21 protein-coding genes and 2 tRNA genes are annotated in these 24,602 nt (G+C 50.1%); 9 read left to right on the forward strand and 14 right to left on the reverse strand.

Annotation, left to right across the window (positions count from 1 at the left end; translation table 11 throughout):
- From aer2 to KU854_RS08180, 6 genes are read right to left on the reverse strand one after another with little or no spacing between them, the layout of a single operon-like run.
- Positions 1–2,394 carry an aerotaxis transducer Aer2 gene (gene aer2, locus KU854_RS08155; protein ID WP_218357944.1) on the reverse strand — a complete coding sequence of 798 codons (2,394 nt, stop codon included), beginning with the start codon at positions 2,392–2,394 and terminating at the stop codon, positions 1–3.
- A gap of 5 nt (positions 2,395–2,399) precedes the next feature.
- Complete coding sequence (locus KU854_RS08160; RefSeq protein WP_218357945.1) at positions 2,400–2,873, reverse strand: chemotaxis protein CheW; 474 nt, start codon at positions 2,871–2,873, stop codon at positions 2,400–2,402.
- 9 nt (positions 2,874–2,882) lie between these two features.
- Complete coding sequence (locus KU854_RS08165) at positions 2,883–3,389, reverse strand: chemotaxis protein CheW (RefSeq protein ID WP_054779436.1); 507 nt, start codon at positions 3,387–3,389, stop codon at positions 2,883–2,885.
- A 9-nt stretch (positions 3,390–3,398) separates the two neighbouring features.
- Positions 3,399–5,483 (reverse strand): chemotaxis protein CheA, encoded by a 2,085-nt coding sequence (locus tag KU854_RS08170; RefSeq protein WP_218357946.1) that lies wholly within the window; start codon positions 5,481–5,483, stop codon positions 3,399–3,401.
- Positions 5,484–5,504: 21 nt separating this feature from the next.
- Positions 5,505–5,864 carry a response regulator gene (locus KU854_RS08175; RefSeq protein WP_054779435.1) on the reverse strand — a complete coding sequence of 120 codons (360 nt, stop codon included), beginning with the start codon at positions 5,862–5,864 and terminating at the stop codon, positions 5,505–5,507.
- A gap of 31 nt (positions 5,865–5,895) precedes the next feature.
- Entirely contained in the window at positions 5,896–6,270 is a 375-nt protein-coding gene (locus KU854_RS08180) for an STAS domain-containing protein (protein WP_336245234.1), read from the reverse strand.
- A gap of 259 nt (positions 6,271–6,529) precedes the next feature.
- On the opposite strand from KU854_RS08180, the gene KU854_RS08185 reads away from it, so the two are divergent.
- Positions 6,530–6,605, forward strand: a tRNA-Phe gene (locus KU854_RS08185).
- Between the two features lie 46 nt (positions 6,606–6,651).
- A tRNA-Thr gene (locus KU854_RS08190) sits at positions 6,652–6,727 on the forward strand.
- Positions 6,728–6,870: 143 nt separating this feature from the next.
- Here KU854_RS08190 and KU854_RS08195 read toward each other — a convergent pair.
- From KU854_RS08195 to KU854_RS08220, 6 genes are all read right to left on the reverse strand, one after another.
- Positions 6,871–7,821: a sugar-binding transcriptional regulator gene (locus KU854_RS08195; protein ID WP_218357948.1), complete on the reverse strand. Its 951-nt coding sequence runs from the start codon at positions 7,819–7,821 to the stop codon at positions 6,871–6,873.
- A 32-nt stretch (positions 7,822–7,853) separates the two neighbouring features.
- Positions 7,854–8,651 (reverse strand): SDR family NAD(P)-dependent oxidoreductase, encoded by a 798-nt coding sequence (locus tag KU854_RS08200; RefSeq protein WP_218357949.1) that lies wholly within the window; start codon positions 8,649–8,651, stop codon positions 7,854–7,856.
- 59 nt (positions 8,652–8,710) lie between these two features.
- The gene (locus KU854_RS08205; RefSeq protein WP_218357950.1) at positions 8,711–10,216 is read right to left on the reverse strand and encodes a sugar ABC transporter ATP-binding protein; all 1,506 of its coding nucleotides are present in this window, start codon (positions 10,214–10,216) and stop codon (positions 8,711–8,713) included.
- Positions 10,217–10,237: 21 nt separating this feature from the next.
- On the reverse strand, positions 10,238–11,170 hold the full coding sequence (locus KU854_RS08210; RefSeq protein ID WP_218357952.1) for a sugar ABC transporter substrate-binding protein: 933 nt from the start codon (positions 11,168–11,170) through the stop codon (positions 10,238–10,240).
- Between the two features lie 58 nt (positions 11,171–11,228).
- Positions 11,229–12,215, reverse strand: a complete 987-nt coding sequence (locus KU854_RS08215; RefSeq protein WP_218357953.1) for an ABC transporter permease — start codon at positions 12,213–12,215, stop codon at positions 11,229–11,231.
- A gap of 89 nt (positions 12,216–12,304) precedes the next feature.
- Entirely contained in the window at positions 12,305–13,123 is an 819-nt protein-coding gene (locus KU854_RS08220; RefSeq protein WP_218357954.1) for a GolD/DthD family dehydrogenase, read from the reverse strand.
- Positions 13,124–13,410: 287 nt separating this feature from the next.
- On the opposite strand from KU854_RS08220, the gene KU854_RS08225 reads away from it, so the two are divergent.
- From KU854_RS08225 to KU854_RS08235, 3 genes are read left to right on the forward strand one after another with little or no spacing between them, the layout of a single operon-like run.
- Entirely contained in the window at positions 13,411–14,241 is an 831-nt protein-coding gene (locus KU854_RS08225; RefSeq protein ID WP_218357955.1) for a transketolase, read from the forward strand.
- 3 nt (positions 14,242–14,244) lie between these two features.
- Positions 14,245–15,189 (forward strand): transketolase family protein, encoded by a 945-nt coding sequence (locus tag KU854_RS08230; protein WP_218357957.1) that lies wholly within the window; start codon positions 14,245–14,247, stop codon positions 15,187–15,189.
- Between the two features lie 23 nt (positions 15,190–15,212).
- Positions 15,213–16,688 carry an FGGY family carbohydrate kinase gene (locus tag KU854_RS08235; RefSeq protein ID WP_218357958.1) on the forward strand — a complete coding sequence of 492 codons (1,476 nt, stop codon included), beginning with the start codon at positions 15,213–15,215 and terminating at the stop codon, positions 16,686–16,688.
- A 226-nt stretch (positions 16,689–16,914) separates the two neighbouring features.
- Here KU854_RS08235 and mrcB read toward each other — a convergent pair whose 3' ends face one another.
- Both mrcB and hrpB read right to left on the reverse strand, forming a co-directional pair.
- Positions 16,915–19,251 carry a penicillin-binding protein 1B gene (mrcB, locus tag KU854_RS08240; protein WP_218357959.1) on the reverse strand — a complete coding sequence of 779 codons (2,337 nt, stop codon included), beginning with the start codon at positions 19,249–19,251 and terminating at the stop codon, positions 16,915–16,917.
- Positions 19,252–19,262: 11 nt separating this feature from the next.
- The gene (gene hrpB, locus KU854_RS08245) at positions 19,263–21,719 is read right to left on the reverse strand and encodes an ATP-dependent helicase HrpB (RefSeq protein WP_218357960.1); all 2,457 of its coding nucleotides are present in this window, start codon (positions 21,717–21,719) and stop codon (positions 19,263–19,265) included.
- Between the two features lie 79 nt (positions 21,720–21,798).
- Here hrpB and thpR point away from each other — a divergent pair, with 79 nt between their 5' ends.
- The 4 genes from thpR to gluQRS all read left to right on the forward strand — a co-directional run bounded on the left by thpR (position 21,799) and on the right by gluQRS (position 24,600).
- Positions 21,799–22,335, forward strand: coding sequence for an RNA 2',3'-cyclic phosphodiesterase (thpR, locus tag KU854_RS08250; RefSeq protein WP_218357962.1), 537 nt, complete (start codon positions 21,799–21,801; stop codon positions 22,333–22,335).
- Between the two features lie 18 nt (positions 22,336–22,353).
- Positions 22,354–23,064 carry a DNA/RNA nuclease SfsA gene (gene sfsA, locus KU854_RS08255; RefSeq protein WP_218357964.1) on the forward strand — a complete coding sequence of 237 codons (711 nt, stop codon included), beginning with the start codon at positions 22,354–22,356 and terminating at the stop codon, positions 23,062–23,064.
- A 131-nt stretch (positions 23,065–23,195) separates the two neighbouring features.
- Entirely contained in the window at positions 23,196–23,645 is a 450-nt protein-coding gene (gene dksA / locus KU854_RS08260; protein WP_218357966.1) for an RNA polymerase-binding protein DksA, read from the forward strand.
- A gap of 82 nt (positions 23,646–23,727) precedes the next feature.
- Positions 23,728–24,600, forward strand: a complete 873-nt coding sequence (gene gluQRS / locus KU854_RS08265; protein ID WP_218357968.1) for a tRNA glutamyl-Q(34) synthetase GluQRS — start codon at positions 23,728–23,730, stop codon at positions 24,598–24,600.
- The last annotated feature ends 2 nt before the right edge of the window (positions 24,601–24,602 follow it).

The raw sequence follows: 24,602 nt of genomic DNA on the forward strand, positions 1-24,602 counted from the left end.
TTAGAACTCCTCCCAGTCATCTTCATCAGCCGCAGAAATTGCCGGTCCATTTGAGAGTTTCTTCATTGGAGGTGGCGCTTTAGGCGCGGGAGGCGGCGTCGCCGCTTTGGCCGCTGGCGCGCTGCCTTGGAAGCTCTTTAAAGGTTCATTGCGGCTATAACCTGTCTTGCTGCTGTCGACCTGGAAGAAGCTGATAAGATTCATCAGTTCGCTGCCTTCATCACGCAGCGACTGACTCGCCGCAGAGGCTTCTTCTACCAATGCCGCATTCTGTTGCGTCATTTCATCCATCTTGACCACGGCTTTCGATATTTCATCGATACCGGTCGCCTGCTCCTGACTCGCTGAATCAATCTTGCCAATCAAGGTGGTGACTTCCGCGACGGCTTCAACAATCTCGCCGAGCATTGAGCCGGATTCGTCAACCAGACGTGAACCTTCTGCCACTTTCTCAACGCTGTCTTTGATGAGATCTTTGATTTCCTTCGCTGCGCCTGCACTGCGTTGGGCAAGGTTTCGTACCTCACCGGCTACAACCGCAAAACCACGTCCCTGCTCACCAGCGCGCGCAGCCTCGACCGCAGCGTTCAATGCCAACAGGTTGGTCTGGAAGGCTATCTCATCAATCACGCTGATGATGTCGGAGATACGTTTACTCGCTTTGTTAATCTCGCCCATGGCATCGACGGTTTGTTTCACCACATCGCCGCCTTTCTGGGCTTTCGAGCTGGCGTCCTGCGACAGACGGTTGGCAGATTTTGCGCTGTCTGCATTCTGTTTCACTGTGGAGGTCATCTCCTCCATGCTGGCTGCCGTTTGCTCCAGACTCGCTGCCTGCTCTTCGGTGCGTTCACTCAGATCGCTGTTACCTTCCGCTATCTCACCGGATGCAGACGCAACCCTTGCTGAAGATGCAGTGATCTTCTCAACCATGTCGCGCAGGTTGGTAATCGAGGTGTTCACCGCAGTCGCCAGTTCAGCAAAACTGCCCTGGTAGTTTTCAGGCATATCAACCTTGAGGTTACCGGATGCCACTTTAGACATCACATCCTGGCAGGTGGAAAGTGGCTCGACGATGCTGTCCAGCAGACCGTTGATGCCCTCACCGAGGTTAGCCATAAACCCAGAGTATTTGTTGGTGTCGATACGTGTGTTGAGACGGCCTTCTGCCGCATCATTGATAAGCCCTTGAACGTCGCGCTGACCGGCCATTTGCTCAGTGATGTCTTCCCACTGCAGCGCAGGACCAATGTAGTTTTTGGCAGCGTCATACATAGCAATACATGTCAGGGAGAATTCAAGATCCCCCACTTTAATGTGTGCGGTATACGGCAGGCGATCGGGGTTACTGATAATGGCGCGTTGATGAGCTGGGTTTTTATGGAAAATATCGATATTTTTGCCTACCAGATTGTCCGCCTGGAAACCTGGGAATAGCTGGCGCAACTCGTCTTCACGCTTTTGCAGCAGCTTTTTAAGTGCAGGGTTGTAATAGGTAATGTGACCATCTTTGTCCGCCATCATGATGTTGGTGGTCATGCCTTCCACGGCCGACACCAGACGACCGACCTCAAGCTCACGCTCGCGCAGGTGGGTAACATCACGCCATTCCAGACTGTTACCAATGTAGTGCCCTTTGGCGTCCATGATGGCCGCAACATTAAGCTCGATTTTGATGTCAGCGACCTGAATATCTGTCTTGTAGGGCAGGTTGTTCGGATCGGCCAACAGCTTACGCTGGTGCGCAGGGTTTTTGTGGAACTCATCGATACAGCGCCCCATCAACCACTCACTCGTCGCTTTGAAGCCCGACCAGATGGAGCGGAACTTGTCCTGGTGTTTTTCAAACAGCTTCAGAGTCTGGTCGTTGATGTAGGTGATCTGGAAGTCGCGGTCAATCAGCACCATGGCAGTCAGGGACTGGTCAATGGCCGCCTGTAGACGTGCCCGCTCATTGTTTGTCTTCAACGTTTCGGTGACATCCTCCCACTCAAGGGTATTGCCGATGTATTCGCCTTTGTCATTGTGTACCGCGCCGACTACCAAACGCAGTGAAATAGCATCTATCTCGATGATGGTTTCGTAAGGCAGGTTTGACGGGTTAGACAACATCTTCCGCTGGTGTGCAGGGTCTTTGTGGAACATGTCGATACAGGTGCCCACAATCCAACTTTTCTCAGCGCGAAAATTCGGCCACTTGGTTCGGAACAACGCTTCATGCTGCTGAAGCAGTTCAACCGTTTTGTTGTTGGCGTAGAAAACCTTGAAGTCTCGATCCACCATCATCAGCGCGGTTTGCGCTGTGTCCAGTGCAGACACAATGTGTGATTTCAGGCCCTGCGCATCGTTATTGCTTTCAGTTTCAACCGCTGTTTCTTTTTTCCACCACGACATAATTGTCAACCCTCGTTCAACAGGTCTGGCTGCGCTACTTCTTGCAACTCGTCAAAATCAAACAGATTTTCCAGATGAATCAACACCACATGTTTACCGTCAATGGAGGCGATCCCCTCAATAAAACGCTCATCCACTTTTACGTAACCCGGTGCCGACTTAATTTGCTTTGCCGACAGCTGATAGACTTCAGCAACGGCATCGACAATGATTCCCAAAGATTGTCCCGAACCATTTTTGACTATCACCACCACGGTGGTTTTACCCAAAACGGAGGGAGACATGTTGAACCTCTGGCGAAGATCAACAATGGGAATGTACTCTCCACGAAGCTCCAACACACCGAGCAAGTAACTCGCACTGTTGGGCAGTTTCCTGACATCCGACCAACCCCTGACTTCCTTTACATCCAGGATGTTGAGGCCGTACTCCTCATCCTCGATAAGAAAACTCAGGTACTCCATCACTTCGTCGTGCATTCCCCCTCCTCAATGGAGCAAACCGTCTATATCGAGCAACGCATCCACATCCAAAAGGCTCATCACTTGGGAATCTACATTCAGCAACCCACTGACAAATGGCATGACAATAGAGTCGCCAATAGGTGGGATCAGGGTGTTGTCCCCCATATCGATAACGTCAGATACCGCATCCACCACAATTCCCATCATCCGGTTGCCCCCTGCTTCGCCTGACTTAAGGATCAGGACCACAGTGGTTGGCAGGTATTCCACGGTACCGATATGAAACCGCACCCGTAAATCCATGATGGGAACAATCATGCCACGCAGGTTGATCACGCCGAGCACAAAGTCCGGTGAGCGCGGGATCACCGTTGGTTTCTCCCAAACGCGGATCTCTTCTACTGCCTTGATATCAACACCATAAAGTTCATGCGCCAGATCGAAACTGAGAAAATCCGATCCTTTCAGGCGGTCTTCACTGTCGAAGCCATCGTCTTCAAGGTTGGCGGTTGCCAAAGCTTGCTGTGCCATTGCCCTCTCCTACGCCGCTATATGGTTAGTGTTATCGCCAACGCGACTCAGGAAGCCGGTCATCAGCCCCTGAATATCCAGGATCAGAGAGACGGAACCATCACCAAGGATGGTGGCACCTGAAATACCATTCACCCGGGTATAGTTGGATTCCAGACTCTTGATCACCACCTGTTGCTGACCCAGCATCTCATCGAGCAGCAATCCAATGCGGTTACCTCCAGCCTCAACCAGACAAAGCAACTGCTTGTCGAGGACGCCGGATTCACCGAGCCTGAATTCTTCTTTCAGGCGCAGGATGGGGATGTTCTCATCACGCAGGCGGTATAGCTCGACACCACCGGTCGCGACCTTGACCCTGTCGGACTCGATCTGGATGGATTCGATGATTGAAATCAGTGGCACCACAAACACCTGATCCGCCAGTTTCACCAGCTGTCCGTCCAAAATAGCCAGGGTCAGTGGCAGACTGATACGGAAGACGCTGCCGACATCCGGCTCTGAATCCACTTCAATGTGGCCACCCAAGTCTTCGATGTTGCGCTTAACGACATCCATGCCGACGCCGCGTCCAGACACGTCGGAAACCGTTTCTGCGGTGGAAAAGCCCGGCGCAAAGATCAGGTTGTACACTTGGTGATCGGTGAGATCATCGAGGGAAATATCGGCGTGGAGCAGCCCTTTTTCGATGGCCTTTTTCCACACTTTTTCTTTGTTCAGGCCAGCACCATCATCACGGACCTCAATGACGATTGAGCCCCCCTGATGGTAGGCATTGAGGTTGACCCTACCGGTTTCATTCTTGCCTTTACCCTTTCGCACATCCGGTGATTCCAGGCCATGGTCAACGGCGTTTCGGACCAGGTGTACCAATGGGTCTGTAATCCGTTCGAGAACGGTTTTATCCAATTCGGTTTGCTCCCCTTCAATGATCAGCTCTACAGTCTTTCCTAGCTGGTTGGAGAGATCGCGGATAAGACGGGGGAAACGGTTAAACGCAAAGCTGATAGGGAGCATGCGGATATTCAGTACGCTCTCCTGCAGTTCTTTGGTGTTTTGCAACAATTGATCAAGACCCGCCTGCAGGCGTTCAAGTTTGTTTTCTGAGAAGTTCTGGCTCAGTTCAGTCAGCATGGACTGGGTGATCACCAGCTCCCCAACCAGGTTGATCAGGTTATCGACTTTATCGATTTCAACCCGGATCGAAGACACCGCGTCGCTTTTCGGCGCTGCCTGTTTGGCTGCAGATTTCCCGGTAGCCGGTTTTGCAGCCTGAGGTTTTGCCTCAGCAACCACTTCCTGCACGGCAGCTTGTGGCTCTACGACCACCTCTTCAGGCGCAGCCTGCGCGGACGAGGCATCGCGGCCGATGACAAGGTCACATTCATCTTCTACCCATTCGAATATCTCTTCGATCTGGGCTTTTTCGACATGGCTGTCTACCGAAATTTTCCAGCTCAGGAAACACATTTCCGGTTCAAGATCGGCCAGTGTCGGTAGCTTGTCCTGGATACATTCAATTTCGCAGTGAGCGCCAAGGTCAAACAGCTCGCGCAAGATACGCACCGGATCATTGCCCGAGAAAAACATCTCTTTGTGGGGCGTGAACAGGATTTGCCACTCGCCTTCATTGTTGGCATCACCTTCACTGATTTCTGATTCAGCGCCTGTAGCTGCCGCGTCAGGGCTAGCGCCAGACGCACCGCCGTTGAGCAGTTCATTCAGTTGCTCAGTCAGGGCATCGCGCAGTGCATGGTCAAAATCGGTGTCGGTCTCATAGGCCACCAGCATGCTGTTGATACAATCGCCGCCTTTGAGCAGCAGGTCGATGGTAGATGCATCCAGTCGACGTTTTCCTTCCCTGGCTTCGTCGAGAAGTGTCTCCATGACATGCGTGAACTGGCTGATTTCATTTAGATTGAATGTCGCACCACCGCCTTTAATGGAATGCGCAGCCCGGAATATCGTGTTGATGATATCCAAATCCACGTCGCCGTTGGGATCAAGGGCGAGTAACTCACGCTCCAGAATTTCGAGGTTTTCACGACACTCCTCGTAGAAAATCCTGCGCAGTTGATCCATGTCCAAAGCCATAACGATCTCCTCGGTCGAACACTAGATAACGCGTTGCAGGGTTTTCAATAAAGTGTCTGGGTTAAACGGCTTAACAATCCAACCGGTAGCACCGGCTGATTTGCCCATACTTTTCTTCTCAGCTGATGTTTCGGTAGTCAGCATCAGAATGGGCGTGAATTTGTATTGAGGCACCGCCCGTAACTGGCGAACGAATTCAAGTCCATCCATGTTGGGCATGTTAACGTCGGAAATAATGACGTCGTATTGACCCGCCTTTGCCTTATTCAGCGCTTCCGCGCCGTCATTGGCTGTTTCAACCTGATAACCGGCTTCCTTGAGCGTGTGGCTCACCATTTGACGGATTGAAACAGAATCGTCCGCAGCTAGTATTTTTCGCATACTGTCACCCTGATTGAACTACAAAAAAAACCTATTCAGCAAAGTCGCTTAAGCCCAAAGGCTCAACCAATCCCAGTGTTTTTGCCGCCCCTACCAACTCCCCAGAAGCCTGCTCCCATTTCCACTCTTTCGACTGGCTCTGGCAGAAGTTCTTGGCGGATAGCAGAAGTTGCAAACCCGGCGCATCGACACGTGATACTTCCCCACCGTCTATCAGCACACTGTCCGCCTTCTCGACTTCGGACTGCAGACGCTCTTTGAGGTCCAACACTTTAGTGATGTCCAGTTGTTCTCCTAGTGAGAAACCCATCGCAGAATTCCTTGACGTAGCTATTGACTTGCGTCGAAAAGTTTTACGTACAGTTAAGTGTAGCAATAATGCGAAAAATGGAAGTTTTTTAGTCAATTGGATTTAATGTGAGACAAGAAAGCTGGCTTACACATACAGTGTTCAGGGGAATTCACCGAGGTGCTTTATGGCAAAGCTCAACCAGACACCATGATCTAGGGGTATGGAAATCAGGTCAACCAAAGGGGAATGCCGCTCAAAGAGAAACCACAATGGTCTAATTGGAAGCAAATCAGCCAAAAAAACAGCAGTCGAACTATTTAGGCACGAATTTATTTTGACAACCCAGCCCTGCTGCTATTTAATGGAGCCCGTTGCCTCGATAGCTCAGTCGGTAGAGCAGGGGATTGAAAATCCCCGTGTCGGTGGTTCGATTCCGCCTCGAGGCACCATTTTTAGAAGTGGTGTTCACAGCAACATCAGTTCAACGGTTTGTGTGCCGGCTTAGCTCAGTTGGTAGAGCAACTGACTTGTAATCAGTAGGTCACCAGTTCGACTCCGGTAGCCGGCACCATCTAAAAACGAAAAAGCCTCGTCATTGACGAGGCTTTTTTGTATCTGGAATTCCATCCCAATCACGCTCCTTTTTATAACAAGCGAAAGTCACCCATATTTTCAGGTGACCGCGCTGAGTAGCATAACGATCAATAAGGACGTTTATGCTTTTACAAGAGCAGACGCTGTTTGAAAGTCTGTAATCAAGACGTCGCAGTACCCTCCCATCATTGCACCATGGATAGCCTGCACTTTTTCCAGACCACATGCTAAACCAATAACTTGAGGAACTTCTTTAAGCTGCTCCAAGTCAATGGCAATAACTGGGTCATCTTCTTTGGTGAGTACAGGATTACCGTGTTTGTCAATGTAGTGAAGACAAATATCACCAACAGCACCTAAGTCAATCAACTCTTGCAGCATCTGATGTTGGAAATAATTTCCACTGTTTCTCAAGTATTCCGAAGGCTCAATTTGCCCAATCCCGACAATTGCAATATCAATCTTTGCAAAAGTATCAAAGACATCTTTCACTTCAGGATCGGTAAGTATGCGCTTTTTAGCCTCAGCAGACCGCTCAATGCTCTGTGCAGGAAGCATGTGTGCCCGCGCGCCCAAAAGATTCGCAAGACGTTGGGTTAAAAACGTAGCCTGAAACGCGCCATTGTTTCCTACACCACCAAGCAATTGCACGACTTCTTTCGCTTTGGAGCGGGCAAAATGCATATTGTCCACCATGGCTGATATCGTCGAACTCCAAGAGGAAATACCCAAAATGTCATTCTTTCGCAACACGGTTTCCAAGTAGTGCGCCGCCGCGCTGCCAACATGAGATTTCACATAATCAATTGGAATATCAGGTGCCGTGTCGACCACTATCACTTGTTTCAATCGGTACTTATTCTGAAGGGAATACTCAAGATCCAAATGCATGCCGGGAGGCTGATGGATGCTGATTTTAACCAACCCTTCTTTTTGCGCTCTGGCAATGGCACGGGAGACGTACGGCTGAGACACTCGGAGTTGCTTAGCGATTTCCTGCTGCTTCAAGCTCTCTTTAAAGTAAAGGTGCGCAATCTTTAATACAGATCTAAGTTCATCTATTTCAGCCATGTCTGTCGCATTCTTCCCTTATTAATCCAAGATCAATTCATAGCCATACCACCGCAAACGTTAAGTGACTGGCCAGTTACATACCCACTGTCGTCATGTGCAAAGAAAGCAATAGCGTTGGCGATGTCTTTGGGAGAACCCGCATACTTCAAAGGAATATTATCAACCCATTCATCCATCAGTTCTCCCTTGCCGTAGCTCTTTTGAGTCGTCGACAGCATCTCTCCCCACACCCGGTCGTTATAGTCCCACATGTCGCTGGCAATAATACCTGGGCAAACTGCATTAACAGTGATACCAGTTGAAGCTAGCTCTAACGCAAGCGACTGGGTCACACCAATGACGCCCATCTTACTTGCTGCGTAATGAGGCGTGTATATAAAACCTTTTCGGCCTTGCAGTGAAGAAGTGTTGATTATACGGCCACGGCCTTGCTTCGTCATATATTTTGCGGCTTCGCGATTACACAACCAAACTCCGGTAGTGTTTACATCCAATACCTTTCTGAAATCACTTACCGGCATTTTATCGTAGGTATCAATTGTGATAATTCCTGCGTTCAACACAGCAATGTCAATGGAACCCAATGCTTGCTGTGCAAATGCGAACAGATCTTGAACCTGTGATTCGTCAGTGACATCGCACTGGAATGGGGTGATTGAGACTGTTTCAAACCTTTCCTGTAATTCTCTCGCAGTCGAGAAAATCAGGTCTGCATTTGAAGAGATAACCATATTTACGCCACGCTCAGCAAAATACTCGGCAATTCCTTTGCCGATTCCACGGCAAGCGCCGGTGATCACCATCTGTTTCCCTGTGAAACCTGTCATAAACCGCTCCTTCGTTTAATCATTTATTTGGCTGCAAAATTCAGAGTCGATATGTGGGGTTAACGGGTTGCAAGCTCCATTATCGAAACCTGACTTATCTCTCCGTCTTCAAGTATTCCTTGCTGTTCGCCATGAGCGAGGACAAGAACACGGTTTGATAGACCGATGACCTCATCTAGATCAGAACTCACGACAATGACTGCCATGCCGTCTCTGGCAAGATCAGCAATAACTTCATAAATCGCCGCACGTGCCCCGACGTCAATGCCACGTGTCGGTTCATCAAGGATAATGACTTTGGGGTGGCGCGAGATCCATTTTGCAATAATCACTTTTTGCTGGTTGCCACCTGATAGGTCTGACAGCTTTTGCTGTGGCGTCCCTTTGATCCCCATCTGTTGAATGGCTTCTCGTGCAAATTGGTTAACGACACCGGGCATCACCCAGTTGTCCGGAGCGATTCGGTCAAAATTGCCCACGGAGAGGTTATCTGCGATGGTATCATTTAACAGAAGACCCTCGTGTTTTCTGTCTTCTGGAACAAGGACTATGCCTTGTTGAATCGCATCTGCAGGGCTTTGAAAATCGACTGGTTCACCGTCCAGAAAAATCGTGCCACCTGATATCGGATCTGCGCCAGAAATTGCTCTTACAAGTTCAGTCCGCCCTGCTCCGACAATGCCCGCAACCCCAAGAATTTCACCTTGTTGAACGGAAAAGCTTATATTGCTGAAATCACCGGATGGGGAAGAGAGGTTTTCTACGCTTAAAACAGTGTGCGACTTTGCAACACTGCAATCGGGGAATACCCGGTCCACACTTCTTCCTACCATGTCGGACACCAGGGTATTGACAGGCACATCGGACGATTCGTGTGTAGCGACGTGCTTTCCATCTCGCAAAACAAAAATACGGTCAGCGATTTGAGCTATCTCATCAAGTCGGTGGCTGATGTAAATAAAAGCTACCCCCTCACTTTTCAGGCTATTTATCTGCTGAAACAAACGCTCTGTTTCTTCCCCCCCTAACGCCGCCGTTGGTTCATCAAGGATAAGAAACTGTGCATTGAGGGTGAGTGCTTTCGCAATTTCCACCTGTTGCTGAGCTGCAACCTTAAGTTCTTTCACCAAAGTATCTGGAGAGATATTCAACCCCAAGCGTTCCAACTGCTCACTGGCCAATAGGGACATTTTCTCTCTGTCAATTACACCATTGAGTACGGGGATCCGCCCGATAAACATATTCTCAGCGACGGAAAGTTCCGGTAACAACCGTATTTCCTGGTGTATCAATCCTATGCCCGCATTCAATGCTTCCTTTGGTGACCTAGGGGAATAGGGTTTTCCTTTCCAGGTCATTTCCCCTTTAGAGGGTTGGTTAATGCCGGCGATGATTGATGAAAGAGTCGATTTTCCGGCACCATTTTCTCCTAATAGAGCAACGACTTCACCCGGCTGCACAGACAGAGTGACATCTGAAAGTACCTCTACCGAACCATATGACTTACTGATACCGCGAATAGAGAGCCCGCGATGCGGGCTCGAGTTGTATTGGCCGAATGCCATAACTAGAATACCTCGCCCAGATTACGGATGTACTTCGATAAACTGGTCTACGTTATCTTTGACCGTCAAAGTTGCGCCTTGCAACTGAGTTTTGGGTACATAGTAGCCTTCAACAAGGTCTAGGGCAGAACGCACAGCCAAACGGCCCATAAACTGTGTTTGCTGGGTCATTGTTGCATCCAGTACACCATTTTTTACAGCTTCCAGACCAGCAGCATCTCCATCAAAGCCCACGACAATAATGTTGTCGGAAAGGTTTGACACTTTCGCCGCCTGAGCTGCCCCAAGTGCTAGAGCGTCTGCCCGGCCGAAAAGTACAGTGATGTTGGGATCGCGCTGCAACATATCTTGAGTGATAGAGAAACCTTCATCTTGCATCCAGCCTTTACTGGCTTGCTGTGCTACGACATTTAACTCAGGGTAACCATCAATGGCTTGGAGAAATCCTTTATTGCGATCGATTTCTGGCGTAGTACCAATTTGGCCTTGGATAACACCAATGCGTCCTTTCCCGCCAGTCATCTCGGCAACATATTCGCCCAATACGCGCGCAGCTTCCACACTATTGGTTGCAATAAATGTGTCGCCCGGAGCACCCTCTGGGTTTCGGTCTACTGTGATGATGGGAATGCCTGCTTTACGCGCTGCTTTAACAGGAACTGTTGCGGCAGTTGCACCCGCTGGGATGTAAATAATGGCGTCAACTTCCCTTGTAATCAGATCCTGAATTTGACTTACCTGAGTAGCAGAGTCACCTCGGGCATCAACCACGACAACTGAAGCGCCGACGCGTTTACCTTCTGCTTCTACAGACTGTTTAATCTGGTTAAAGAAGTCAGCTTGTAAATTTGCAACTGCCAATCCAATGGTATATTCCGCCCAAGCTGGCATTGAAAATATACTTGCAGCGGTAATGTATGAAATTAACAGACCTTTGCTTATCTTTTTAAACATGTCATGCTCCTTGTTTGACATTAGACTGTGTCATCGATTTATCTTGATGATGTGTAAATCACTTTTGTTTTTTCCCAAGCGTGTCGAATGCAACGGCAATTGCAATGACCACACCTATAACAACTTGTTGGAAAAAAGGTGAAACTCCCATTAAATTAAGCCCATTCCGGAGAACACCAATAATAAGAACACCAATTACAGTACCAAGAATTGCTCCCTTACCTCCCTGTAAACTGGCACCACCAATAACGACAGCAGCAATGGTATCCAATTCATAGGCGATACCTGCACTGGGTTGAGATGAATCAAGCCTTGCAGCAAGTGTCATTGCAGCAATGCCAGAAAGTAAGCCAGAAACAACGTAAACAATAATTGTTTGGCGGCTAACATTAATACCGGAGAGTCTTGCAACTTCTGCATTCCCTCCAATTGCATACAGGTTTCTTCCGTTAGCGCGATATTTGAGATATATCGCTGCGATAATAGTCATAACGATAAAGATACCCATTGTGATGGTTAAGACACCAAAAAAACGCTCAGTGGAAAAATTGGTGAACCACTCTGGAAACCCTACGACCTGCCTACCATCAGTAAGAATATTAGCTACTCCCCTCGCAATCGACATCATTGCTAACGTTGCGATAAAAGCGGGAAGGCGTGCTTTTGAAATAAGCAAACCGGAGATTAAACCACAAAAACCGCCACACAAAATACCCAGTAAAATTGACACTTCAAGAGGTAGCCCCATATGGCGCTCTAACCACCCCATTACCATCATGGAAAGTGCCAACACAGAGCCAACGGATAGGTCAATCCCCCCTATAATGATGACAGCTGTCATGCCTAAAGCTAGAATTCCGAGCACAGTAATTTGGTCAAGAATATTAAGGGCATTTCTCAAGGAGAAAAAATATTCGGAAGCAAAGGAGAAACCAATAATAAGTAAAACCAGACCGACAAAAGGACCAAATGCACTATTTGACACCATTTTCTCACGAAAACCACTCGTAATCTGTTTAGCACTCTGCTCTTGAGATTGTTCCAAAATATCCTCCAGCCTTCCGTTTCTGATTACATAAGTACATATACTGTTTTAATCTGTTTGATTAGTAGTTATTCGTTTATTTACTCAACTTAGTAAATCGTATATCCACCATCAATCATAATGTCTGCACCATTTATCATGTCGCTGCCATTGGTTATTAAGAAAATAACAGCAGCGGCAATCTCATCAGTATATGCAAATCTGCCCATCGGAATCTTGGCTTTCATTTCCTCCCCCTTTTCTCCTTGCCATGCTTTTTCGCCCATGGGAGTTAGCACAACGGTTGGAGAGATGGTGTTCACGTTGATACCGTGGGGTGCCCATTCCAAAGCCATGACTTTTGTCATTCCCAGCAACCCTGCCTTGGCTGAGGTGTACGCCACGTGCCCCTCAATAGCGATCGATGCAGCCTGAGAAGCGATATTGACGATTTTCCCTGCCCGCTTGCTTTCGATAAGCCATTTTGCAAAAGCAGAGCAAACTAAAAATGGAGCAGTCAGGTTAACGGCAACCTGCTTTTGCCACTGTTCATAACTAACCTCAATAGCAGGTTCAAGATGTACATATCCAGCGCTATTCACAAGAGCATCAATACTGGTGAAACGCTTAAGGATCTGTTCAAAAGTCTCTTCCACATTCTGTGGAATAGTGACGTCACAACAAAAGCACGCTACGCGATCAAAAAATTCACCGCCCGGCTGTGCATTAAGTTGCTCTAACGCGGTTTGCATTTTTTCTTGTTCAAATGGCGGGTAAACCAAAGCAAGCTCGCCGCCTTTCTGCAACACCATTTCATTGGTTGCCATGGCTATTCCACCAAAGCCTCCAACAACGGCTACTACCTTTCCACTCAAAGACTGTTGAGGGTCTACACCGTATCTCAAACTAACGTCGTACTTCGTTGCCATAGTTCGCCACCTCATAAATTAGGAATAAATATCTTTTGCTGAATATAAATATACACTGGACGAGACCAAGTGTTACATGAATGTTTAAAAAATGTGATGGCGATCGCCATGGATGCAACCTATTGATTTTAAAGAGATTAAATGGAAATCAGCCGTAAATGGAACTCGTTTGCTACCTTAATTCATTGATATTGTTAGAATAAAAATTCACACATGAATATTTTGTGAGCAAGGCGTTAGGGTGATATAAAATAAATATTCCAGTGCGAATATTTATAGGTGAATTTATGAATCCATATCAACTGACCCCAGAGTCCATCAGCCAAAAAGCGCGTGCCGTTAGACGCCGTATTATTCATTTGAACTCAGAAAGCCCAGCTGGAGGCCATACCGGGGCTGATCTCTCACAAGTAGAGATACTGTGCACCCTTTATTTTCGAGAAATGAACGTGAGTCCAGACCGGATAGACGACCCAGAAAGAGACATCTATATCCAAAGTAAAGGCCATGCTGTGGGTTGTTACTATTGTGTACTTGCTGAAGCGGGTTACATCCCAGAGGAATGGTTAAAAACCTATCAGCATTCAGACAGTAAGTTACCAGGTCATCCTGTCAGACAAAAAACCCCTGCTATCGAGCTGAATACTGGGGCTCTCGGTCATGGCTTACCCGTAGGTGTTGGATTGGCACTAGCCGCAAAAATGTCGGGCAGCAATAGACGTGTTTTTGTCGTTTGTGGGGACGGTGAATTGGCAGAGGGCAGCATCTATGAAGCAGCACTTTGTGCAGCCAAATATAAATTGGATAACCTGACTGTCATTATCGACCACAACAAACTTCAATTGGCAGGCCCAACCAAAGACATCATGCCCCTGGATCCACTGGTAGATAAGTGGGAGGCATTTAATTGGGCGGTAAGCGAATGCAATGGCAACGAACCACGTTCTTTAATTGCAGCTCTGGAGGCTATTGATGGTGCCGGTGGCAAGCCTAGCGTGATCATTGCTCATACCAAAAAAGGAGCAGGTATCAGTTTCATTGAAGACCAGCCTGCATGGCATCACCGCGTCCCGAAAGGAGATGAAATCGAGCGCGCACTGGCTGAACTAGGAGATTAATACATGGAACATACACATCTAGCTAACGTTATGGTTTCTACTTTCAACAATTTGGTGGATCAAGGCGTGGACTTGGTTGCCGTCGTTTCTGACTCCACATCCACAGCCAAAATTGGTCCGTTTATGGACAAACACCCTGAGCGAGTTATCAACGTTGGCATTGCAGAGCAGTCACTGGTCAGCACTGCGGCGGGCCTTGCGTTGGGGGGAAAGGTGGTAGCGACATGTAATGCTGCGCCATTTCTGATTTCGCGCGCAAATGAACAGATCAAAATTGACGTTTGCTATAACGATGCGAATGTCACGATGTTTGGCCTGAATGCCGGTGCAAGTTACGGACCGCTAGCAAGCACACATCACTCTATCGACGATATTTCTGTTATCCGGGGCTTTGGCAGGGTTGAGATATTTGCGCCAGCAGATGCAATAGAATGTCAGCAGATTGTGGAGTATGCCCTCAAAAAACAGGGGCCTGTTTATATCAGGTTGGATGGCAAGCCACTACCTGTACTGCATGATGCGTCGTACCGCTTTGTGCCGGGAAACATCGATACACTAAGCGAAGGTGAACAAATTACCCTGGTCGGACTGGGCTCAACTGTTCATGAGGTTGTGGATGCAGCTCATCAACTTAATAATGAGAGAATCAAAGCTCAGGTACTGAGCTTACCGTCAATTCGACCGCTTAACAAAAAGCAGCTGGCTGACGCGATAAGTAAAACGCCTTACGTTATCAGTGTTGAAGAACATAACGTCAATGGCGGAGCTGGCGCTATCGTTGCTGAAGTGATTGCAGAGTATGGTATTTCTGCAAGGCTGATTCGACTCGGTATCCCCGACGGTGAATATGCCATTGCAGGAAACCGGGCTGACACACGTGCGCGACACGGGATTGATGCTAAATCGGTGGTGTCTATGGCGAAACAGTTACTGAAAAGTCAACAATAAGGATCCGGAAACCCGAGGTTACTATGGAAGAGTATATTCTCAGCATTGATGCAGGTACGACCAATATTAAAGCTGCATTGGTCAATCGACAGGGGCAATTTTCCGGTAGCGCAAGTCAGGCTCTTAGTATGCATCACCCATTACCTGGGTGGTCAGAGCAAGACCCAAATCAAATTCTCAGGGCACTTAAGCAAACCGTTCAAGAGTGTATCCATGGAGTTGGCCGAACTACTCTCAAGGGAGTTTCAATCAGTAATCAGCGGGAATCGATATTGGTTTGGGACAAGTCGAGTGGCAAAGCTATCGTTCCCCTTATTTCTTGGCAATGCAATCGCTCCAAAGATGTCTGCACACACTTGATAAAAAACGGACATCAAGAAATGGTTTACGCGAAAACCGGCCTAGTCATCGACACGCTTTTTCCTGCTGCAAAACTGAGCATGACGTTGGATACTTTACCAAACGCAACAGAAATGCTTTCATCCGGAAAATGGTTGGTTGGTACTGTTGACGCCTGGTTATTATGGCACTTGAGTGACGGAGAAATTTTCGCCACCGATGTCAGTAATGCTTCCCGGACGCAACTGTACAATATCCACGAGCAGCGTTGGGACAAAGATCTGCTTGATCTTTTTCGTATCCCTGAAGCGTGCTTACCAGAAGTGAGGCCTTCTTCATCCTCTTTCGGTTGTGTAAAAGCATTCACCAATGAAATAGACGGATTGCCCATCATTAGTATGATCGGTGATTCCCATGCTGCGTTGTATGGACACACAAATTTTTCTGAGGGTGTTAAAGCGACGTACGGCACCGGCTCCTCCCTTATGGCTCCAGTATCATCACCTATCGTTTCGCAAGAAAGAAGCCTAACAACAACCGTTGCCTGGCAAGATGATGAAGGCATGACGTTTGCGCTGGAAGGGAATATTTTGCATACAGGAGCTGCAGTTGGATGGATGAGCTCTCTATTCAATGGGATCAAGTCAGAAGACCTCACCCGCATTCCCGCCTTACTTTATGACAATGGAGGCGTCTACTTCGTACCAGCATTGTCAGGACTGGGAGCGCCTCATTGGAATTCGAATGTGAAAGGAATCATTTGTGGGTTAACAGATTCCATCACCACTGAACATCTCGTCCGCGCAGCGCTTGAATCCATAGCATTCCAGGTCAAAGATGTATTCGACGCTATGGAACAAGCGACAGGCAGAAAACTCAATCGGTTGTTTGTTGATGGTGGACCCACTGCAAACCCATGGCTAATGCAGTTTCAGGCTGATGTGTTAAACCGCCCCATTGTTAGGAGTAAAGTCCCAGAGGTATCTGCCTTAGGTGCTGCCTACTTAGGGGGCAAAACGCTTGGCTGGTGGAACACCCATGACGAAATATCAACATTGGAACGTGCCACCGAAATATTTGAACCTAACCCCAGTGCCATACATTTAGAGGCCATTGAGGGGTGGAAAAGTGCCATAGCAAAATGTCTAACCAACACATGAGGATGTTACAGTCTAGCGCGTTACCTCTAGCTTAATGTAACAAGAACACAATAGCCTTGTGTTTGTTTCCAAAGCAACTTATGGGGCTAGCCTTGTATTGGCGTAGCGCGAATGAAAATAGAACATCAAGCATAACAGCGTACAGTGTGAAGACACATAACGCCCGACACATTTGCCGGGCGTTATATGTTTAGAAGACACCAACCATTGGATTTGGTTAGAGTAATTATTGAAATATCGACTTTAGCCAGCCAACCGGGTCGGGCTTTTCACAACGTTCTTGCCAATACCCTTTCGGATCCCACATCGGCAACTTGGTATCGCTAAAGCAGTCTGTCACAAACTGCCCTTCCCGCACCTGATAAGGCACGCTGGTGATTTGTGGCGGCCAGCTCAACACCAAAGGCTCTGGCTGTCTGGCCTTGATGTAATCAGCATAGACCCGCAGCGCGCCCGAGGAGCCGGTCAGCTTGGTCGATTTGTTGTCGTCCCGTCCCAGCCACACCGTCACCACTTCACGGCCATCTATCCCCACGTACCAGCTGTCGCGGTTGTTGTCTGTCGTACCAGTTTTTCCAGCAAGACCAGCCCAACCCAATGCGCCATTCAGTGAACGTGCCGTACCGGCTCTTACCACATCTTTCATCGCATACAGGGTCAGCCAGCTCGCCTGCTGGGAGACAGCCTGGCTGGACTTCGGCCAGTTGCGGTACAACACCTGCCCTTCACCGGTTACCACTGCCCGAAGCGCCGTCAGCTCAGCTTTGCGGCCTACGCTGCCAATGGTCTGGTACATCTGGGTCACTTCCATCGGTGTCAGGGTAAACGCCCCCAAAAGCAAGGAAGGTACGCGGGTGATCTGGCTTGGACTGACCCCAAGCTCTTCAAAGGTATCAATCACGTTGTCCAGGCCAAGTGCTAAGCCCAGGTTCACCGTCGGCACATTGTAGGAATTTGCCAGCGCCACCATCAGTGGCACTTGACCGCGGAACTTGCGGTCATAGTTACGCGGTTTCCACTCGCTGCCCTGATCGCCTTTCAGCACGATTGGCTTGTCTTCAATCGGGGTGGCAAGGTTGTATTTATCCGGCTCAGAGAGCGCTGTCAGATACACAGGCGGTTTGGACAATGAACCTATCTGGCGGCTGCCGTTCATCGCACGGTTAAACCCGGCAAAGCCTGGACGGGCACCACCAACCATAGCGCGGATTTCCCCGCTCTGGCGGTCAACAATCACCACTGCCGCTTCCAGCTCGTCACCGGCCACTTTCTTCAGCGCTTTAACCTGATTGACCACACTTTTGTCGATCAGCGACTGTGACAGCGGATCCAGGGTACTGAATACCCGTAATCCGCCGTCCGGGTTGAAGTCACTGCCGACCTTTTCCCGGATCTCTTGCGCTAACTGCTCGAAATAGGCTGGCTGGCGGCTGCTCAGACTCGGCGATTTCTGGATACCCAGTTTACGCCCGGCGGCTGTCGCGTACTGGTCACCGGTAATGAAGCCGTTTTCCATCATCATGCGCAGGATGAGGTCACGACGCTCCATCGCCCGCTCCGGGTAGCGCCAAGGGTTGTAATAGGAAGGCCCTTTCACCACACCCACCAGCAGCGCAAGCTGATCAATCGTCAGCTCTTCAATCGGGCGGCCAAAATAAAGACGCGCGCCCAAAGGGAAGCCATAAACTGCCTGACCACCTGCCTGCCCCAGATACACTTCATTCAGATAAGCTTCGAGAATGCGGTCTTTGCTATAACGGTAATCGAGCAAAATCGCCATGTAGGCTTCCTGCGCTTTACGCCACAGGGTGCGCTCACGGGTCAGGAACAGGTTTTTAGCCAGTTGCTGAGTCAGGGTTGAGCCCCCCTGTACCGTACGTCCCGCTTTTAGGTTAACAACAAGCGCGCGGGCTATCGCTAAAGGCGAGACCCCTTCATGGTGATAAAAATCGCGATCTTCCGTGGTGATCAGGGCATCGACCAGGAACTCAGGGAAGCGCTCGCGCGGCAGGAAGATGCGCTGCTCTTCATTCTTGGACTCCATCATGCCAAGCAGCTTGGGCTCAATACGCAGGTATCCGAGTTGCTTTCCACTGTCGAGTTGCTTGAGGCTCTGCACCCCTTCGCTGTCGAAGGTGATCATCACATGCTGGGCGGTTTCCGGGCCATCTTCGAACTCAAATGGCCGGCGGATAATTTCCACCCGGGTTTTCGAGGCTGAATACTCACCAGGACGGCTTGGGTCGCGAACCCGCTTGTAATTGAGTAAATCCAGTTCGCGTTTGAGTGTATCAATGCTTACTGCCTCTCCCGGTGCGAGATGGAGAATACGGCCATACACGACCGCAGGCAGTTGCCAGATCTGGCCGTCAAAGCGCTCCTGGATTTTTCCGTCGAGGTAGATACCCCAAATTGCCAGGGAAGCAACAACCACCAGGGTAAATTTGAGGCCCAGCATAAACAGCTTTCGTCCCCATCCCGATTTGGCGGCAGCGGGGGCTTTTTTTGTACTCGTCCGTTTGCGAGGCGCGCGTTTTGGCGTCTTTTTCGTTTCTTTAGTCATGAAGTCGTTTTTCAGGCTTCCGGTTTAAAATGGCGTTTGGTCAGCCGGGTTGGCTGATGGGTGGCCGGATCGTCCGGCCAAACGTGTTTAGGGTATCGACCCTTCATTTCTTTTTGCACTTCCCTGTACGCCCCCTGCCAGAACCCCGCGAGATCCTGAGTGATCTGCAACGGCCGCTGTGCCGGGCTGAGAAGTTCAACCACTAATGTCACTTTACCATCAGCAATGGTTGGGGATGTCGCCTGTCCATACATTTCCTGCATGCGTACGGCCAGTGCCGGTTTTTGCGAAGGCTGGTAGCGGATAGTAATGCGTGAACCCGTCGGCACTTCGTAGCTTTCCGGTAGTAAACGGTTCAGCTCTTTGGTGGTATCCCAGCCAAACCAGGCTTCCAGTGCGCTGAAATAATCGATTTTTTTCAGATCCTGCATGCTGCGAAGGCCATTCATAAACGGCGCCAGCCATTCATCCATCGCCGCCAGCAAGCTCTCATCATCCAGTGATGGCAGCTCAAGTGCCAGTTCCCATTCGATGGCGCAGCGCGCACGGTTTAACAGGCTCTGTGCCTTGTCCGACATCGGCAATGCATTGATGCCTTTACGCTTGATGGCTTGCAGCAATGCGCGGGTCAGCATTTCATCACTCAGCTTGGCGACTGGCTTGCGCGACACCACAATCTCACCACAGCAAAGGTGGGCTTCAGCCACCAACGCCCCTTTTTTCTCATCCCAGTCTACCCACTCACGTTCAGAAAACAGTGAAGGCAACTGGGTTTGCAAGGATGCAAAATCACTCTGGCAAGCCGTGAATATCCGGCTATCCCCTTGTGACACGCTCATCAAATCCACGGCCACCAGTGCCTCTTCCCCGGATAGCGGGTGATCGGCATCAATTTGGGCACCGTGCCCATTGCTCAGTAGATAGCGGCCATTGTTACCCCGGGATTTTGCGATGCGATCCGGCCAGGCACAGGCGGCAAGTATGGGCAGCCACTGTGAGGAGAGATCTTTCCCTAGGGAAATGCCCATACGCGAAGCGAGCTGCTCAGCCCGTTGGCGCACCGTAGTCTTTTTCATCGCCATGGATACCTGCAGGCGCAAATCCGGCTCCGTTTTTCCTCGCGGAGGCTCTTCAGCCCAGCCCGCAAGCCAACAGGCGGTGGAAGCAGCTTCCTGGCCAAATTCCTTCGCGGCCACCAACATGGCACCAAGCCGCGCATCCGTACCAAGCGCCGTTACCTGTTTGCCCTTCGCAGTAAGGGCAGTTTGTTCATCCAGGATACCAAACTGTCTTAGCAGGATAACAGCCTGCTGCCAGTGCTGCGTCGGTGGCAGGTCAAGCCATTGCAAATCCTCTGGCGCACAGCCCCACTGCACCACTTCCAGCACCAGTTGCATCAGGTCACTGGTAACGATTTCCGGATCCGGTACCGCACGCATGCGCTGGAAGGTCTCTTCACTGTATAGGCGCAGGCAAACCCCTTCGGACAAACGTCCTGCCCGTCCCATGCGCTGAATCGCCGACGAGCGGGCAATCTGCACCGTTTCCAGCTTGGTGATGCCGGTTTTGCGGTTAAAACGGGCGACCCGCTCCAGTCCAGAATCCAACACCAGACGAATACCTTCAATGGTCAGACTGGTCTCCGCAATGTTGGTCGCCAGCACCACTTTGCGTTTACCTTCCGGCGCCGGTGCAATTGCCGCCTGCTGCTCATGCGCGCTCATTTGCCCATAAAGGGGACAGACCATCACACCGTCTGAAACCTTGCCCTCCAGCGCTTCTGCCACCCGGGTGATTTCCCCGGCGCCCGGCAAAAACACCAATGCAGAGCCTTCTTCTTCCTGCATCAACTTGGCAACCGCCGACGCCAGTGCATTTTCATATCCGAACTGGCGTGCAACAGGCAGGTACCGCGCTTCTACGGGAAAACTGCGCCCTTCGGATGTCAGCACCTTCGCGTCAGGCAGTAAGGTGGTGAGCGCCGCATCATCAAGCGTCGCTGACATCACCAGCAAGGTAAGATCGTCACGCAAGGCGCCTTGTACATCGAGCGACAGCGCCAACGCCAAATCGGCGTGCAGGCTGCGTTCGTGGAATTCATCGAAGATCACCAGACTGACGCCATCAAGCTCAGGATCGGTCTGGATCATCCGGGTCAACACCCCTTCGGTGACAATCTCCAGTCGGGTTTTGTCACTGACACGGGTTTCGCCGCGTACCCGCAGACCGACGGTTTCACCCACCTTCTCTCCCAATTGCGACGCCAGAAAACGGGCAATGTTGCGTGCAGCCAGGCGGCGGGGCTCCAGCAGGATGATCTGTCCTTCAAAAACATGGCGTGCCAGCAACGCCTGCGGCAGACGGGTTGATTTACCTGCGCCCGGCGGCGCTTTCAGGATCACCTGGGGTGATTGGGTCAATGCAGAAATAACATCATCCAGGATGCTGTCGATAGGGAGCTGTGACAATGGAAAGGCCTTTGTGTCAGAATTACCCGCACAGTATACCTGCTGGAAATGGCTCAACAACGCTGGAGGGATGGGGAAAGTGAGTAAGGAGACGCGCCGCCTGTTTTTCGCACTGGATTTAAGTGACGCGCACAATGCCGCCAGCCGTGACGCCATTGTTGGGTTGAAACGCCAGCTCGCACCGCAGGGGCGTCCGGTACCGGATGATAACCTGCATATTACCCTCGCCTTTCTGGGCGAAGTTGACAGCAAAGCCTACCGCAGGCTGTGTGAAACGGCCGATACCCTCACCTGCCCGCCACTTTCCCTGATCACCACCCAAACCGGCTATTTCCCTGCGCAATCTATCCTCTGGCTGGGCATCGCTGAAAATACCGCCCTTCGCCTGCTGGCCGAGAAATTGCAGTCGGCAGCTGCAGAGATTTTAAACCGCCCCGCAGAGCACAAATTTGTGCCACATATTTCCTTACTTCGGCGAGCAAAGCCAACTGAAGCACCACTGACGCTCCAACAGCCTCTTCATTTTCAGCGCGTTGGGATTTACGCCTCTGTGCCCTTAGAAGAAGGTCATGGCGTGCGTTACCAATGCCTGAATCACTGGACACTGACTGATTAATCCCCCTAAAGGACACCCATGAAATTTTCCCCCGCCTTGCAACCGGCAACACTGATTCGCCGCTACAAACGTTTTCTGGCCGATGTGACCTTACCGGACTCGGAGGAGGTCACTCTCCACTGTGCCAACACAGGCGCAATGACGGGGTGTGCTACCCCGGGAGACACGGTGTGGTATTCCACCTCGGACAACCCCAAGCGCAAATACGCGCGCAGTTGGGAGTTGACCGAGACAAAAGCAGGGCACTGCATCTGCGTAAATACTGCCCGTGCCAACCACTTGGTGGTTGAAGCAATAAATGAGGGAGTGGTCAAAGAACTGCGAGGTTACGAAACCCTGCGAACTGAAGTGCCCTATGGTGAAGAAAAGAGCCGCATCGATATTTTGCTTCAATCACCGGGTGAACCTGACTGCTATATCGAAGTAAAAAGTGTCACCTTGCTGGGTGATGATGGGCAGGGATTTTTCCCGGATGCTGTCACAACTCGGGGACAAAAACACTTGCGGGAACTCGCCGCTATCGCCCAGCAGGGAAAGCGGGCGGTATTGTTCTTCGCGGTACTGCATTCGGGAATTGAGAGAGTTTCAGCGGCAAAACATATAGATGCGGTCTATAATCAGTTACTTAAGGAAGCTCAGCAATTGGGGGTGGAGATTTTGTGTTACCAAGCGGCACTTTCTCCGGTCTCTATGAGCATAAAGAACCATATCCCGTTCTCCCAGATTTGAGAAAAAATGTAGACATCTTCACACTGGGATGACAAGAGGCGAAATCAAAGATTGCCTCGATATAGGGTTTCTGATATAGATACCGCCCTCTTTTGACCAAGCAGGTCAGGGTGTATTTAGGAGAACGCTTAATGCCAGAAAGCAAAGTAAAAAAATCGCTGGGCATCCTGGCTACCGCCGGGTTAGAACCTTACCAAGAAAAGGCTGGCGAGGAGTACATGAATGATCAGCAAATGGATCATTTCCGTAAAATCCTCCAAGCGTGGCGTAACCAGCTGAGAGAAGAAGTTGACCGTACTGTATTGCACATGCAGGACGAAGCAGCAAACTTCCCAGACCCTGTAGACCGTGCTGCGCAAGAAGAAGAATTCAGCCTGGAACTGCGCAACCGCGACCGTGAGCGCAAGCTGATCAAGAAAATCGAAAAGACGCTGCAGCGTCTGGAAGATGATGATTTCGGTTTCTGTGACTCATGTGGTGTAGAGATCGGCGTTCGCCGTTTAGAAGCCCGCCCTACCGCGGATCTATGCATCGATTGCAAAACCTTGGCAGAAATCAAAGAGAAACAAATGGCTGGCTAAGCCTTTGGTACTCAACCAAGTTTTATGGCAAAAAGGGAGCTGGTGCTCCCTTTTTCCTTTTTCAGAGTAAATGACACCTAGCATGCACTACATTGGCCGTTTTGCCCCCTCGCCCTCTGGCCCACTCCACTTTGGTTCGCTGGTGGCCGCGCTGGGCAGTTACCTGCAAGCCAAAGCCAATCAAGGCACCTGGCTGCTACGTATTGAAGACATCGACCCTCCCCGGGAAGTTGCCGGTGCTTCGGACGCAATCTTGCGCACTCTGGATGCTTACGGCTTGCACTGGGATGGTGAGGTGCTTTACCAACACACCCGCCATGAGGCCTATCAGGCACAAATTGATGCCTGGCTAAAAGCAGGCGAAGCCTACTATTGCCAGTGTACCCGCCGCCAAATCCAGGATGCGGGGGGTATCTACCGAGGACTGTGTCGCCAGCGCAGTGTCGGGGCTGAAGGTGCCGCAGTGCGTGTCTGTATTGATAACCCGGTTACGGCATTTACAGATATCAAACACGGTGAGCTGGCACTCGACAGCGCCATGGCTGCGGAAGACTTCATCATCAAACGTCGTGATGGTCTCTACGCCTATAACCTGGCCGTTGTGCTGGACGATATTTATCAGGGTGTTACCGAAGTGGTGCGTGGTGCAGACTTGATTGAGCCAACAGGCCGACAGGTTTCCCTTTATCAAAAACTGGGCGCAGCGCCGGTCAGTTATTTACACTTGCCGCTTGCACTCAACGCGGACGGTAATAAGCTTTCTAAACAAAACCACGCGCCCGCTATCGACAACGCCAATCCCGGCCCGGCTATGGAAGCGGCATTGTCATTTTTAGGCCATCCGGTTGCGGCAGAATTGCAGGGGGCACCGGTAGAAAAATTGCTCCGTTGGGGCATAGAAAACTGGCAGATAAGCAAACTGCCCAATGAGACGGAAGTGATTACAGCTTTCTAAAA

The organism is Enterovibrio paralichthyis (genome assembly GCF_019209835.1).
In the GTDB taxonomy this organism is placed as follows: Bacteria; Pseudomonadota; Gammaproteobacteria; order Enterobacterales; family Vibrionaceae; genus Enterovibrio; species Enterovibrio paralichthyis.